This is a genomic window from Dissulfurirhabdus thermomarina (genome assembly GCF_012979235.1).
Taxonomy (GTDB): Bacteria; Desulfobacterota; Dissulfuribacteria; order Dissulfuribacterales; family Dissulfurirhabdaceae; genus Dissulfurirhabdus; species Dissulfurirhabdus thermomarina.
Genome location: NZ_JAATWC010000008.1, coordinates 107,121 through 120,788 on the forward strand (window position 1 = coordinate 107,121; position 13,668 = coordinate 120,788).

10 protein-coding genes are annotated in these 13,668 nt (G+C 68.3%); 3 read left to right on the forward strand and 7 right to left on the reverse strand.

The window, feature by feature from the left end; translation table 11 throughout:
* Nucleotides 1-21: 21 nt before the first annotated feature.
* From HCU62_RS09510 to HCU62_RS09540, 7 genes are all read right to left on the reverse strand, one after another.
* Complete coding sequence (locus HCU62_RS09510) at nucleotides 22-1,179, reverse strand: NAD-dependent epimerase/dehydratase family protein (protein WP_163298450.1); 1,158 nt, start codon at nucleotides 1,177-1,179, stop codon at nucleotides 22-24.
* Nucleotides 1,180-1,492: 313 nt separating this feature from the next.
* The gene (locus tag HCU62_RS09515) at nucleotides 1,493-2,848 is read right to left on the reverse strand and encodes a flippase (RefSeq protein WP_163298451.1); all 1,356 of its coding nucleotides are present in this window, start codon (nucleotides 2,846-2,848) and stop codon (nucleotides 1,493-1,495) included.
* A gap of 18 nt (nucleotides 2,849-2,866) precedes the next feature.
* Nucleotides 2,867-3,400: a winged helix-turn-helix domain-containing protein gene (locus HCU62_RS09520; protein WP_163298452.1), complete on the reverse strand. Its 534-nt coding sequence runs from the start codon at nucleotides 3,398-3,400 to the stop codon at nucleotides 2,867-2,869.
* A gap of 241 nt (nucleotides 3,401-3,641) precedes the next feature.
* Nucleotides 3,642-4,313 carry a YqgE/AlgH family protein gene (locus tag HCU62_RS09525; protein ID WP_246325423.1) on the reverse strand — a complete coding sequence of 224 codons (672 nt, stop codon included), beginning with the start codon at nucleotides 4,311-4,313 and terminating at the stop codon, nucleotides 3,642-3,644.
* Nucleotides 4,310-6,829 (reverse strand): ATP-binding protein, encoded by a 2,520-nt coding sequence (locus HCU62_RS09530; RefSeq protein WP_163299043.1) that lies wholly within the window; start codon nucleotides 6,827-6,829, stop codon nucleotides 4,310-4,312. Before HCU62_RS09530 ends, HCU62_RS09525 begins: the two co-directional genes overlap by 4 nt.
* Before the next feature lie 2 nt (nucleotides 6,830-6,831).
* The gene (locus HCU62_RS09535; RefSeq protein WP_246325424.1) at nucleotides 6,832-10,167 is read right to left on the reverse strand and encodes a DUF5714 domain-containing protein; all 3,336 of its coding nucleotides are present in this window, start codon (nucleotides 10,165-10,167) and stop codon (nucleotides 6,832-6,834) included.
* Nucleotides 10,168-10,204: 37 nt separating this feature from the next.
* Entirely contained in the window at nucleotides 10,205-10,900 is a 696-nt protein-coding gene (locus HCU62_RS09540) for an RluA family pseudouridine synthase (protein ID WP_163299042.1), read from the reverse strand.
* Nucleotides 10,901-10,986: 86 nt separating this feature from the next.
* On the opposite strand from HCU62_RS09540, the gene hisH reads away from it, so the two are divergent.
* The 3 genes from hisH to HCU62_RS09555 are packed head-to-tail and all read left to right on the forward strand — an operon-like array spanning nucleotide 10,987 to nucleotide 13,572.
* Nucleotides 10,987-11,607, forward strand: coding sequence for an imidazole glycerol phosphate synthase subunit HisH (hisH, locus tag HCU62_RS09545; protein WP_163299045.1), 621 nt, complete (start codon nucleotides 10,987-10,989; stop codon nucleotides 11,605-11,607).
* Nucleotides 11,608-11,611: 4 nt separating this feature from the next.
* Nucleotides 11,612-12,391, forward strand: a complete 780-nt coding sequence (gene hisF / locus HCU62_RS09550) for an imidazole glycerol phosphate synthase subunit HisF (RefSeq protein WP_163299041.1) — start codon at nucleotides 11,612-11,614, stop codon at nucleotides 12,389-12,391.
* Nucleotides 12,388-13,572, forward strand: coding sequence for an exo-beta-N-acetylmuramidase NamZ family protein (locus tag HCU62_RS09555; RefSeq protein ID WP_163299040.1), 1,185 nt, complete (start codon nucleotides 12,388-12,390; stop codon nucleotides 13,570-13,572). Before hisF ends, HCU62_RS09555 begins: the two co-directional genes overlap by 4 nt.
* Nucleotides 13,573-13,668: the final 96 nt, after the last annotated feature.

A 13,668-nucleotide genomic window follows, 5' to 3' on the forward strand; every position in this document is an offset into this window, starting at 1 on the left:
TTGCGGCTACTTTGCTTGCGCCTAGCGCCAAAAGGATCTGCAAGGGATTTTGCTTTTGTCGCATCGGTATGAATACTTGCGGGCAATATCTGACACTTCTTCCATTAGGCCGTCGTTTAAAGTTATTGGTTCTAGTCCGAGCTCTAAAAAGCGAGAATTCTCTACGTGCAGATCGTTTTCTTCGGCCTCATTTCTGGGGTTGGTGACATACTCTATTGGTACTCCTGTACGTTCAGATATCATCTTTGCCAAATCTCGAATACGGTGTGTTTCCGTCATCTGATTGAACACCTGAACACGTTCGCCTTCTTTGGGTGGGTTTTCAATTGCAATCTGGATGCATCGAACTGTATCTTGGATATGAATGAAGGCTCGAGTTTGTCCACCGGTACCATGAACCGTAAGTGGATAAGAAATGGCAGCCTGCATCAAAAAACGATTGAGAACCGTACCATAATCACCATCATAATCAAATCTATTGATGAGTCTTTCGTCAAGTTTTGTCTCTAATGTTTGGGTCCCCCATACGATGCCTTGGTGCAAATCCGTAATACGGATCCCGTCATTTTTGTTATAATAAGCAAAAAGTAATTGGTCTTGAGTTTTTGTTAAGTGATAGATGCTTCCTGGGTCAGGTGGATAAAGGATGTCCCTTTCGATTGTGCGTCCATCAGACTGAACTTGTATTTTGAGGTAACCCTCTGGTATTTTCATTCCTGCTGATCCATATCCATAAACTCCCATGGTTCCCAAGTGCACAACATGTATGTCCATATTGCTTTCCACTATTGCTGCTAGTATATTGTTAGTCGCGTTTATGTTATTGTTTACTGTGTAACGTTTGTGATAACTGCTCTTCATTGAGTATGGCGCTGATCTCTGTTCAGCAAAGTGGATGATGGTATCTGGGTGCCAATGAATGATCAAGTTCAGTAGCCGGTGGTAATGCTTTGCTACGTTAAAATTATAGAACTCAATTGTTTTTCCTGAAATTTCTTTCCATGTCTTAAGGCGTTCGCCTATTGGTCGAATTGGTGTCAGTGATTCACACTCAAGCTCAATGTCAATTTTTCTTCTCACCAAGTTGTCTACAATCGCTATCTCATGCCCTAAATGTGATAAGTGGAGTGCGGTGGGCCAGCCGCAAAAGCCATCGCCGCCGAGTACCAATATGCGCATATCAAACCTCCTCAGGATAGTTTGGGACTACACTCTGTGTCTCGGGGAAAGTGGTTCGCCCCGAAGCGAGCGATGTGCATCACAAGAAGTTCCTCATCTGTCATCTGACTAGGCAGCCGGATTGGCTCATTTGTCTCTTTTAGCTTCAGGAGGGTAAGGGGTGGATCTTTTCTAACAAACATTGTTCAAGAGAAAGGGAACACCATATATCCGTATATCTGTTTTTGCGGGACACATTCTCTGGGACAACTCAGGGACACGGGTTCCATGTAAAAAAATTTTGCTTTTGTGTCTGGTATATATTTTTTGATATTCATTTTTGTGTTCTGAAAAGAGCTCTTGTTATTCTACTTATTGATGTAATCAAATTCATTGAAGATGCTTTCATCCTAAACATTTTGCGTGTTTCTTTAAAGAGTAAGTCTGATAAGAAGGCAGAGGCTCCTTGTGATAAAAACGTCGCAACGGCGGCGCCGATTGCTGAATAGGATGGTATCAAAAAGAAATTTAAGCCGACGTTGCACAGCGCCCCCAAAAGAGTTTTTTGCAAAGTCAGAATTTGTTTTCCCTCGACAAGAAACCACCTGCTGCTTGCAACCCCCAGGAAGACAAAGACTGAAGCCCAGATATGAATCGCCAACACCGGAGCGGCCCCGTGATAAAGCCTTCCGTAAAGCAAGCCGGTCAAAGGCTCTGCCAAAAACGTCATCGGAAGCGCCACGCCGACACTCATCAAAGCCATGAGGTCGTAGAGTTTTTGCAGCCGGGAATAGTACTCTTCCTCGCCGATTTTTTTGGCTTCGATGATCGATGGAAAAACCGAAGATGCAACAGCCATTGGGATGAAATACCATACTTCGCTGATCCGGACGGCGGCGCTATAGATTCCAACCGCTTCGTCGCCAACCATCTGCCCCAGCATGACCTGGTCGATTCTCATGTAGATCATGACGGCTATGCTGGAAAGGACCAATGGCCAGCAGTCCTTCAACAGCATTTTGGCCCGCGCTGCATCGGCACGCAGACTGCTCAGGGGCGGTCCTCGCCAACCCATGGCCACAATCAGGAAAAACGCGACCAGAAACATCTCGGCAAAGGCGACCCAGACAAAAGCCAAGAGCGGCGCGCGGGCGAGAATGAACGCCGCCTTGGCGGCAGCGGAGAGGAGACAGATGCCGTTTTGCACCCAGACGGTGTACTTGGATTGAACCTGGGATTCGAACCAATAGACGGCGATCTCGCTCGCCTTGAAGAGCAGAGAGGACCCCAAGATGGCAACGATGAGCCTCGCAAGAGGGTCGTCCGCCCGTAGCCAGGTGATGGCGGCGAGAAGCGCGAGATAGGCGACGAGGCCGCTGACCATCTGCAGAACGGCCGCGGTGCCCAGGGTGAGCGGGGCGGATTCGGGTTCGCGCACGATGTCCCGCACAACGATGCCCTGAAGCCCCAGGGTGGCCACGGCGGCGAAGAGTCCCACGAAGGCTTGCGCGAAACTGAGAAGGCCGAATTGCGCCGGGCCCAGGTAGCGCGCCAGCCAGACCCCCACCAGCAGCCCCAGCCCCAAGCGCAAGAACTTGTCGAGAAAGAGCCAGCCGATATTGTCGACGATCTTGAGCAGTGCGGGGCGATGCTCGATGCGGTGCCGAATCGGGCCGGGGACGAGATGCAAGGCTTTTCCCCCTCCAGGTCATCTTTTTTCCCACAAGAGCAGCAAGGGCCGGTTCCTGATATGTCGGCCGAAGTCAGCCCATTCTTTTCCCGAGAGGACAAGCGTCCTTATCTTCCTCCCGATGTATTTCTCCGTCTTGGCCACCAGGTCGGCGAGGTTGTTCTGGTCCACCCGGCCCACGAGGAGCAGGTCGATGATGCCCGTGTCCTTGCCCTCCGCGTAGTCGTCGAGGAGGTAGGCCGCCTCGAGGTCGCCGAGGCGCTCGATGATGGAGTCGAGGATCCGGTCCATGCCGAAGGCCTTGCGCACCATGGAGTGGAGCTCGGCGAAGAGGGGATGCTTCCGGTTGGCCCGGTAGAAGACCTGGCGGCCGTTGCGCTCACCCTCGAGGAAACCCGCCGCCTGGAGCTGCTTGAGCTCCTCGCTGAGCTGGCCCGGGGAGAGGCCGAACTCCCCGGCGAGTTCCCGGAGGTAGGCCCGCTGGTCGGGATTCAGGAAGAGGCGCATCAGGATCTTGACCCGGGCCTTGGATGTGATGAGGTGCTGGAGCATCTGATTATGTTCTAAAAACAAGAACGATCATAGGGCGATCCGGCGGTGCTGTCAAGACCGTTGTGGGCCCCATGGACCACGGTTCCGGGGCTTTCCGGTGTGAAGGGCCGGCCCGGCGGCGGAGTATCTGGGCCGGAGCCGCGCCGGAACCCTTGTAAGGCTTATCGGCGCCTCGGCGGAAAAGTTCAATTTTTTTGATCGCAAAAGGGTCCGGCCCAGGCGCCGGGACAGGCGGGCGGCCTCAGGGGAGGGGCAGGAGGGCGGGGCGGGGGCCGGCCGGGCGGCTCAGGACCCAGGTGGTGGTGGCCCGCTGGATGAGGCGGGGCCAGAGGTGCTCCGGGGCCGGGTCGAAGACGTCCGCGGCCCGGGCCGGGAGGAGGTACCAGTCTCCGCGCCGGATCTCCGCCAGGAGCTGGCCCGGTGCCCAGCTCGCGCATCCGGCGTAGATCCGGAAGGGGGCGGCCGGTACGGCGTCGAGGACGGCAAGGCGGGTCCCGAGGGCGACACCCGGGCAGACCGGGTCGGCCCCGCCGGGCGGCGCATGGACCCGGAGAAGGAGGAAGAGGGAATTTCGAGCCACCGGGCCGCCGAGGAAGACGGTGCGGGCCTTCGTTCTGGCCGGCGGCAGCTTGGGCAGGACGCGCGCCAGGGGGACCCGGGTGGGCCGATTGAGGACGAGGCCCATGGTGCCCCGGGGGCCGTGTTTCACCAGGAGCACCACCGTCTCGGAGAAGTTCGGGTCGGCGAGCTGCCGCGCGGCCACGAGGAGCTTTCCGGCCGAGGGCCGGGTGTCCCGGCCGGGGAGCGGCGGCCCCGGCAGCCACGGGACGGCGGCCGCCGGCCCCCGCGCCGGCACCAGGGCGGCGAGGAGGCCCAGGAGGAATGCCCGGCGGACGGCGGGGGGGAACATCATCCGGTTTCCGGCCCGTGGCTCCCGGGCGCGGCGTCGAGCACCGAGCGCACCGTGGCGGCGAGGTCTTTCCGGGCGATGGGTTTCGGGACGAAGGCCCCGCCGGCCGCCCGGATGTCGTGGAGCACCAGGTAGGTGTCGGCGTAGCCGGACATGAAGACCACCTTGAGACCGGGCCAGCGAAGCCGGGCCTCCTCCGCCAGGTCCCGCCCGTTCATGCCCGGCATGACCACGTCGGTGAGGAGGAGATCGAAGGGGCCGTCTTCCCCCTCCATCAATGCCAGGGCCTCTTCGCCCGAGGCCGCCGCCCGCACCCGGTAACCGAGTCCGCCGAGGATCTCCGCGACGAGGTCCCGGATGCCCTCGTCGTCGTCCACCAGGAGGATCCGCTCGGTCCCGCCCCGGAGGGGACCGGCGATCTCCCCGTCGGTCTCCTCCTCCTCCTCCGCCTCCCGGGCGGCCGGGAGGTGGATCCGGAACCGGGTCCCCGTGGCCGGGGCGCTTTCCACCTCGATGTGTCCGTCGTGCTGCCTCACGATCCCGTACACCGTGGCGAGGCCGAGCCCCGTCCCCTTCTGCGGTCCCTTGGTGGTGAAGAAGGGTTCGAAGATGTGTGCCATCACGTCGCTGCTCATGCCGATCCCCGTGTCGCTCACGGTGAGCACCACGGCGGGCCCGGGGGCCATGCCGGCCGCGCACGGTGCCGAGGCCGGATCGAGGTCGGCCGCCGCGGTGGCGATTTCGAGCCGGCCGCCCTCGGGCATCGCATCCCTGGCGTTGACGGCGAGGTTCATCAGCACCACCTCGAGCTGGGCGGGATCGGCCGAGACGCGGGGGATGGACGGGTCGAGGTCGAGCCGGAGGATGACGTCCTCCCCGATCATGCGCTGGAGCATCCGTGCCAGGTCCTCCACCAGGTGGTTGAGGTCCACGGGGCGGATCTCGAGGAGCTGCCTGCGGCTGAAGGCCAGGAGCTGGCGGGTGAGGGAGGCGGCCTTCTCTCCGGCCTCCTGGATGTGGCGGACCTTTTCCACCACCGGGTGCCCGGCGGGGAGCCCCATGAGGGCCAGCTCCGCGTAGCCGAGGATGGAGGAGAGGAGGTTGTTGAAGTCGTGGGCCACGCCGCCGGCGAGCTTGCCCACGGACTCCATCTTCTGGGCCTGGAGGAGCTGCTCCCGGAGGGCCCGTTCCGCCGCCTCGGCCGCCTTGCGCCGGGTGATGTCGCGGGAGACCTCTATGACGGCCACGACCCGGCCGGCGCCGTTCCGGATGGGCGAGGCCGTGACCTCCAGGTAGGCGGGCGGGGCGCCGTCCCGGTGCACCACCCGCTCCACGATGTGGACGCCGCCGTCGGCGAAGGTGGCATCCACCGGGCAGCCGGGGCAGGCCGTCTCCCGCCCCTGGAAGGCCCGGTAGCAGATCTCGCCGACGTGGTCGCCGACCTGCGCCTTGTGGCGGTCGTTCTGGTAGGTGACCACGTAGTTCGGGTCGCGGATGGAGACCCCCTCGCCGATGGCGCCGAGGAAGCCCTCGGCCCGGGCCCGCTCCGCCTCGGCCTCCTGCAGGGCGGCCCGGAGTTTGTCCTCGGTGGCCTCGCGGCGGGCGATCTCGGCCTGGAGGGCGGCGTTACGGTCCCGAAGCGCGGCCGTGGCCGCCCGGATCCGCCGGCGCAGGAGGAGGGCGGTGCCGGCGAAGAGGGCCAGGAGGGCCCCGGCGGCCGCGGCGGCCCACTTCAGCCAGGTCGGGAGCCCCGGCGGCGGCCCCGGGCGTTTCGCCCAGCGGTCGAGGGCCTGGTAGTAGGCGCTTTCGGGATCGGCCTTCCATGCGGCCAGGTGGCGGTCGAGGGCCGGGAGCAAGCTCCCGGCGCGGTCCTTGGGCGCGGCGTAGCGGACCTCGATGGGGTCGAAGACCACCGGGGTCCGCACGACCCGGAAACGGGCCTCGTTCCGGGCGCCGAAGGCCCGGTTCACCACCCCCGCGTCCGCCCTGCCCCCGGCCACGGCGGAAAGAACCGCGGCGTAGTCGGGCAGGCGAAGGGCCTGGACCACCAGGCCGAAGCGCTGCACCAGGTCCTCGAAGGCGGCGGCGTGGATATCGCCCTCGAGGAGCGCGACCTTTCGGCCGGCGAGGTCGAGGAGGGAGTCCACCCGGCACCCGGGCCGCGCGTAGACCTGGGCCCAGTTGTTGAAGACCGGCTCGCGGCTGAACGCGAGGCGGCGGGCCCGGTCCGCCGTGCGGGCCACGGCGGGCAAAAGGTCCACGGAGCCCTCGTCCAGCCGGTGGAGGCACCCGGTCCAGGTGTCCCGGACGTATTCGGTGCGCCAGCCCTCCGCCTCGGCCACCCGGGCGAGGAGGTCCACGCAGAGGCCGCGGGCTTCGCCCTTCTCCTCGAAGACCAGGGGCGGGTTCTCGTAGAGGCAGACCCGCACCGGGCGCCCGGCCGCGGCCGGCGAGGCGGCGGCCAGCACCAGGACGGCGGCGAGGGCCGCCCGGGCCGCTCGCCGTGCCGCGGTCTGCATGCTCACGGGGTCCACAGGGGGCAGTCCTCGCCGAGACACTCCCGGTTGAGGCGGCGCTGCCGGCAGGCGAGGCGGTGCTCGGCCCGGAGCGGCACCGGGAGGAGGCCGCGGCTGAGCTCCGCGGCCTTGCGGAGGGCGATCCAGCTCTCGCGCTGGCAGCAGCGGGCCGCTTCCCGCTCGCCGATCTCGCGGAGGACGTCCGCCACCACCCGCTGGAGGTCGCGGCGGGGGGCCGGGGTGAGGGGAGTCGATTCGAGGATGACGCCGAAGCCGATCCCCACGCCGATGGCCGCGCCGCAGCCGCCCCAGAAGCCGCAGCTCCCCCCGGGAACCTCGCGGCCCCGGGCGATGGCGGTCCCGATGGCCGCCTCGTCCAGTTCGCCCCCGAGGTTCCGGTAGGTGGCGGTCACCACCGCCGGGACGATGAAGTGGTGCTCCGGCCCGTGCACCGGGACGGCGGGATGGCGCCGGACGGTCTCGAGGAGGCGCACCATGTCGGTCTCGCGGGTGTGGCGGCAGATGCCCAGGACCACCTCCGGGGCGTCGGTCCCGTGGCAGGCGTCGCAGACGAAGTGTCCGCGCTCGCAGGCGGCGCTGGTGGCAAGGGTGCGGCCGCAGTAGAAGCAGGCGGCCTCGGCCGAGCGCGGCCGGTAGGCGAGGGGCGCCCCGCAGACCATGCAGCCGGCGTTGTGGCGGAGCTCGGCGACGCGGATCGAGGCGCCTTCTCCCCCCGCGACGGCGACCCCGCCGAGACGGAGGGTGGCGAGGGTCGGCCCCGCCTCGTCCACGGGGCCCGGCGCTCCTGCCGGCCCCGGCGGTTCCGGGGAGGGCGCACAGCAGCCGCCGGTGGCCGCCGCCGGTGCACCGGCGCCGCAGCAGCCCCCGGCGGGCGAGGCCGCCTCCGCCGGCGTGCCGGCGCCGCAGCCGCAGGTGGAGACCATGGCCGCGTTGGCGACGCCCCCGGCGGCGTCGAGCACGTAGAACGGGCCGGCATCGGCCCCGGTGACGGCTTCGGCCAGGGCGCCCGGGATGCGCCGCCGCTCCCCCCGCCGCAGGACGGTGCCGTCCGCCAGGAGGAGCCCCGGGTGCGGGCCGGCATAGAACACCTCGGCGGTCCCGGCGTCGTCGGCCGGCCGCCGGGCCTCCAGCGTCACGGAGAAGAAGGGGAAGCCCCCGACCTCCCGGTAGAAGAAGCGCTTTCGGACCACGGGCGCCGTAAAGCCCAGGGCCTCGAGGAGCCCCAGGAGGTCGCCGAGCACCATGGCCCCGGCCAGGCACTCGCCCCGGAGGATCTCGTCGTTCTTGAGCCGGGCCGGGGCCGGCCGGTCGGTCACCACGTCCGAGAAGACGAGGCGCCCCCCGGGCCTCAGGATGCGGGCGATCTCGGCGAAGGTCCGGCGCTTGTCCGGGGAGAGGTTCACCACGCAGTTCGAGATCACGACGTCCGCGACGGCGTCCGCCACCGGGACGGCCTCGAGGAATCCTTCCCGGAACTCGACGTTCCGGTAGCCGAGGGCCCCGGCCACGGCGCCCTCCGCCCCGCGGGCCAGCCGCAGCATGGCCTCGGTCATGTCCACCCCGATCACCCGCCCCCGGGGGCCCACCTTCCGCGCGGCGATGAAGCACTCCACGCCGCTTCCGGAGCCGAGGTCCACCACGGTCTCCCCCGGGCGCGGGTCGGCGTCCATCACGGGGCTGCCGCAGCCGTAGGACCGCACCCGGGCCGCCGCCGGGATGTGGGAGATCTCGGCCTCCGGGTAGCAGACGGGGTTGCGGATGTCCTCCGCCGGGGCCTCGGCGGCCCGGCCGTAGAAGTTTCGGACCGGCTCGTGGCCCGTCTCGTCGGCCAGGGCGACCACGCAGTTACAGTGGGTGAGCTGGACGTCGGAGGGGTCGTGGCGGCAGCCGGCCAGGATCTCTCCCATCCGCAGCCGGATGGCCGGCGCCTCCACGGTGGGCGGCTGCGCGGCCGCCGCCCGGGTGATGAGCCGGAGCACCGTCCGCTCGTAGAGGGGGAGGTAGGGGTCGTGTCCCACGAAGGAGCCGCCCTTGACGTAGCTGTGGTCGATGTCGCCGCCCCCCACCAGGAACCGGAGCGGGTTCCGGGCCAGCCCCGGGTCGTCCGCCAGGCTGGCCCGGCGGAGGGCCTCGAGGACGGGGCTCCGGCGCCAGGCCGCCTCGAGGCCGCCGGCCGCGGTGCCGGCGTCGAGCTTCGGGATCCCCACCAGGGCCGGCGTGGGGTAGATGTGGCCGTCCGGGCCCACGGCCACCGACTCCCAGCCGGCGTTGCTGAGGTCGAACCGGCTCCCGGGCGGGGCGAAGACCTGGGACCGGAGGATCTCCACGTTGTCGATCCGGACGCCGAGCTTGCGGCCGGCCGCCCAGGCCGCCTCCAGGTGCCCGAAGAGCGCCTCCGGCGGGACGAAGTTCCGGGCCTTCCCCCGGCCGCGGGCGAAGTACCAGAGGTAGTGGACGTTGGAGATGCCGCGGGTCGCGGCGAATTCCACCACCCGGGGCATGTCCCCGGCGTTGGATCGTTCCACGGCCATGGCCAGGGTCACCGGGAGGCCCGCCTCCGTGAGGCGGGAGAGCGCCGCCTCGAGGGCCGAGAAGGTGCCCCGGCCCCGAAGGGCCTCGTGGTGTTCGGGGGCGCCGTCCACGCTCACCTGGAGGTGGAGGCGTCCCGCCGGGAGCCGTGCCAGCGCCGCCGCCCGTTCCCCGGCCAGGAGCCCGTTGGTGAGCACCACCACGTGGGCCTCCGGGTCGGCCCCCAGGATCTCCCCGCAGATCTCGATGAAGCCGGGGTAGACGAAGGGCTCGCCGCCGGTGAAGTAGAAGAGCCGGCAGCCGAGCCCCCGGGCCTCTGCGACCAGGCGCCGGAGGAGGCCCGGGTCGATGCCCCGGCCGGCCGCCGGCGAGGCGGCGAAGAGGCAGTGGCGGCAGCTCAGGTTGCAGCGGTCGGTGAGGTGGAACCAGATCTCGCGGAGCCCGTCCAGCCGCCGGGCGCCGGCCCGGCCGGGGTAGGGGACGGCGAGGTCGTCCCGGAGCTGGCCGAGGAGGGCGTGGGCCCGGACCAGGGCGGCGCCGAGGGGGGCCTCGCCCCGCTGCGCGGTGTTCCAGGCGGCGCGGTCCGGGTCGCCCGACTCGATGAGATCCTGGAGCATCCTGTCCGCCGCGGGGTTCGGGACGAACCAGTCGGGGCCGTCCCCCAGGACGTAGACGGGCGTCTGGTCGAAGACGAGGCGGGTCCAGCGGCGCGGGGCGCTCTGCGGCATGGGCGGTCCTTTCGTCCGGTGGCGTCCTTCGGGGAGGGCGTCGGCGTCGTACGTTCTATCCATTCTAAAGAAAGGTGTCCGAAAAGCAACGCCGCGGGCCTCAGCGGGCCCGGGCGGCGGCCGCCGCCCGCCACCAGGGGCTCTCCGGCGGCGGCGCCTCGATCTCGAGCCGCGTCCCCCGGGTGGGGTGGGCGAAGGAGAGGCGTCGGGCGTGGAGGGCGATGGACTGGTCCGGCAGCGGCGCCGCGGCGCCGTACTTGAGGTCGCCGAGGATCGGGCAGCCCATGGCGGCGCACTGGGCCCGGAGCTGGTGGGGGCGGCCGGTCTCGGGGGTCAGCTCGAGGAGCACCGCGCCGTTCAGCTCGGCCAGCCGGCGCCACCGGGTCCGGGCCTCCCGGGCGGCGGCCGGCGCCGACTCCGGGGGGAAGAGGCGAACGCGGTTCCGCCGCCGGTCCTTCCAGAGGGCATGGCGGAGGCGCCCGCTCTCTCCCGGGGGGCGGCCCTCGACCAGGGCGAGGTAGGTCTTTTGCACCTGGCCCTCCCGGAACTGGCGGGCCAGGCGGGCGGCGGCCTTGGAGGTGACGGCGAAGCAGACCACGCCCGAGACCGGCCGGTCGAGCCGGTGGACCACGCCGAGGTAGACGTTTCCGGGCTTGGCCCGGGAGGCCTTGAGGTAGGCGCGGCCGAGGTCCAGGAGGGCGGGGTCGCCGGTCCGGTCGGGCACCGTGGGGACCCCGGGGGCCTTCGCCAGGACGAGGAGATGGTTGTCCTCGTAGAGGACGAGGGGCGTGGGCATGCCTTGCATGTTACCGCCGCCCCCCGGCCCCCGCCAGGCATCTGCCGCCCTTGAAGGGGTCCCCGGGCCGTGGTTCAATGGCCCGCATGATCGCCGTCATCGACTACAAGGCCGGAAACCTCGCCAGCGTCGCCCGGGCGCTCCGCCACCTCGGGCACGAGTGCCGGGTCACCCACGACCCCGACGAGATCCGCCGGGCCGACCGCATCGTCTTTCCCGGCGTGGGGGCGGCGGAGAAGGCCATGGCGGATCTGCGGGCCCTGGGTCTCGACGAGGTGCTCCGGGAGGCCTGCCGGGCCGGGACGCCGCTTCTCGGCATCTGCCTGGGTACCCAGATCATCTTCGAGCACAGCGAGGAGGGCGGCGTGGACTGCCTGGGCCTGCTCCCGGGTGTGGTCCGCCGTTTCCCGTCGCCTCTCTTCGACGGGGACGTCCGGCTCAAGATCCCCCACATGGGCTGGAACACCGTCCGGTGGAGGAAGACGCACCCGGTCTTCGCCGGCATGGACCCGGGGGCCGCCTTCTACTTCGTCCACTCCTACTACCCGGACCCCGCCGATCCCGACCTGGTGGTGGGCGAGACGGACTACGGCCGCACCTTCGCCGCCGCCGTGGCGCGCGGGCGGCTCGTGGCCGTCCAGTTCCACCCCGAAAAAAGCGGCCGGCCGGGGCTCCGGATCCTCGACAACTTCTGCCGCTGGGGGTGAGATCATGCTGACCAAGCGCATCATCCCCTGCCTCGACGTCCGCGACGGCCGCACCACCAAGGGCATCAAGTTCAAGAACAACGTGGATATCGGCGACCCGGTGGCCATGGCCCGCTTCTACTACGAGGCCGGGGCCGACGAGCTGGTCTTCTACGACATCACCGCCTCCAGCGACCACCGCGGCATCATGATCGACGTGGTCCGCCGGACCGCCGAGGAGATCTTCATCCCCTTCTCCGTGGGCGGCGGGATCCGCACCGTGGACGACATGCGGGCGGTGCTGCTGGCCGGGGCCGAGAAGGTGAGCGTCAACACCGCCGCCGTCCAGAACCCGCAGATCATCGACGAGGGGGCCCGCGCCTTCGGCAGCCAGTGCATCGTGGTCGGCATGGACGTGAAGCGAGTGGAGCGGTCGGCGCGCATCCCCTCCGGCTACGAGATCGTCATCCACGGCGGGCGGACCTACATGGGGATCGACGCCCTGGAGTGGGCCCGGGAAGCCGAGTCGCGGGGCGCCGGGGAGATCTGCCTCAACTCCATCGACGCCGACGGAACCCAGGAGGGCTACGAGATGACCCTCACCCGCCTCGTCACCGACGCCGTGAACATCCCGGTCATCGCCTCCGGGGGGGCCGGGCGGCCCGAGCACCTGGCCGACGTCCTCACCGAGGCCGGGGCCGACGCGGCCCTCATCGCCTCCATGACCCACTACGGCACCTACACGGTGGCCGAGATCAAGAACGAGCTCCACCGGCGGGGCATCCCCGTCCGGCTCCAGTGGTGAAGGGCGCCGCCGTCCGGCCGGGGCTCGAGGTCTTCCTGGCCGACCCGCCCGCGTGGGCGCGCGGCCGGCGGCTCGGGCTCCTCTGCCACCAGGCCTCGGTGGACCGGCGCCTCCGCCACGCCCGGGACCTCGTCGCGGCGGCGCTGCCGGGGGCGCTTCGCTGCCTCTTCAGCCCCCAGCACGGCCTCTACGCCGAAAAGCAGGACAACATGGTGGAGTCTCCCGACCGGGTGGACCCGGTGCTCGGGATCCCCGTCTTCAGCCTCTACGGGGCCACGCGGGAGCCGCTCCCGGAGCAGCTCGCCCACATCGATCTCCTCCTGGTGGACCTCCAGGACGTCGGCTGCCGGGTCTATACCTATGCCTGGACCCTGCTTCTCGCCATGCAGGCCGCGGCCCGGGCCGGGGTCGCCGTGGCGGTGCTCGACCGGCCCAATCCCGTGGGCGGGGTGCACGTGGAGGGGAACCGGCTGGCCGACGACTGCCGATCCTTCGTGGGCATGTCGCCCATCCCCATGCGCCACGGGCTCACCCTGGGAGAGCTGGCGAGGTACTTCGCGGCCGGGGCCGCTGCGGGCGTGGAGCTCCACGTGGTCCCCACCGCCGGCTGGCGGCGCCGCATGGACTTTCCCGCCACGGGCCTCGCCTGGGTCTGGCCTTCCCCCAACATGCCCACCCTGGAGACGGCCCGGGTCTACCCGGGGCAGGTGGCCCTCGAGGGGACGAACCTCTCGGAGGGGCGGGGGACCACGCGGCCCTTCGAGGTCTTCGGGGCCCCCTTCGTGGAACCCCGGCGGGTGGCCGAGGCCCTGGAGGGGCGGCTCCCGCCCGGGGTGGTCCTCCGGGAGCAGTACTTCGAGCCCACCTTCCACAAGTGGCGGGGCGAGACCTGCGGCGGGTTCCAGCTCCACGTCACCGACCCCGAGGCGTTTCGGCCCCTCAGGACCACCCTGGTGCTGTTGTCGGTCCTCTGGCGGCTCTACCCCGGGGAGGCGGCCTGGAGAGAGCCGCCCTACGAGTACGAGACCGAGCGCCTCCCCATCGACCTCATCCTGGGGGATCGCCGGCTCCGGGCGGCCGTGGAGGCCGGCGCCGACCTCCGGGACTTCGACGCGCTCCTTTCCGGGGACGAGGCCGATTTCACCCGGGAGCGGGCGGCCCGTCTCCTCTACCCGGGGTGATCCGGCGGGGCGCCAGGGGGCATGCCCGCCCCTGATCCCAAGTTCCAGGCGACTCGGCCCAATGCATCTCAAGCCCGCCGCGGATCCAGTAAAGAA

Bases quoted from the DNA above. Each gene is read 5' to 3' on its own strand.
- HCU62_RS09525 (WP_246325423.1), bottom strand. From the start codon at position 4,313: ATGATGTTCCCCCCCGCCGTCCGCCGGGCATTCCTCCTGGGCCTCCTC.
- hisF (WP_163299041.1), top strand. From the start codon at position 11,612: ATGCTGACCAAGCGCATCATCCCCTGCCTCGACGTCCGCGACGGCCGC.
- HCU62_RS09510 (WP_163298450.1), bottom strand. From the start codon at position 1,179: ATGCGCATATTGGTACTCGGCGGCGATGGCTTTTGCGGCTGGCCCACC.
- HCU62_RS09535 (WP_246325424.1), bottom strand. From the start codon at position 10,167: ATGGATAGAACGTACGACGCCGACGCCCTCCCCGAAGGACGCCACCGG.
- HCU62_RS09540 (WP_163299042.1), bottom strand. From the start codon at position 10,900: ATGCCCACGCCCCTCGTCCTCTACGAGGACAACCATCTCCTCGTCCTG.
- HCU62_RS09520 (WP_163298452.1), bottom strand. From the start codon at position 3,400: ATGCTCCAGCACCTCATCACATCCAAGGCCCGGGTCAAGATCCTGATG.
- hisH (WP_163299045.1), top strand. From the start codon at position 10,987: ATGATCGCCGTCATCGACTACAAGGCCGGAAACCTCGCCAGCGTCGCC.
- HCU62_RS09530 (WP_163299043.1), bottom strand. From the start codon at position 6,829: ATGCAGACCGCGGCACGGCGAGCGGCCCGGGCGGCCCTCGCCGCCGTC.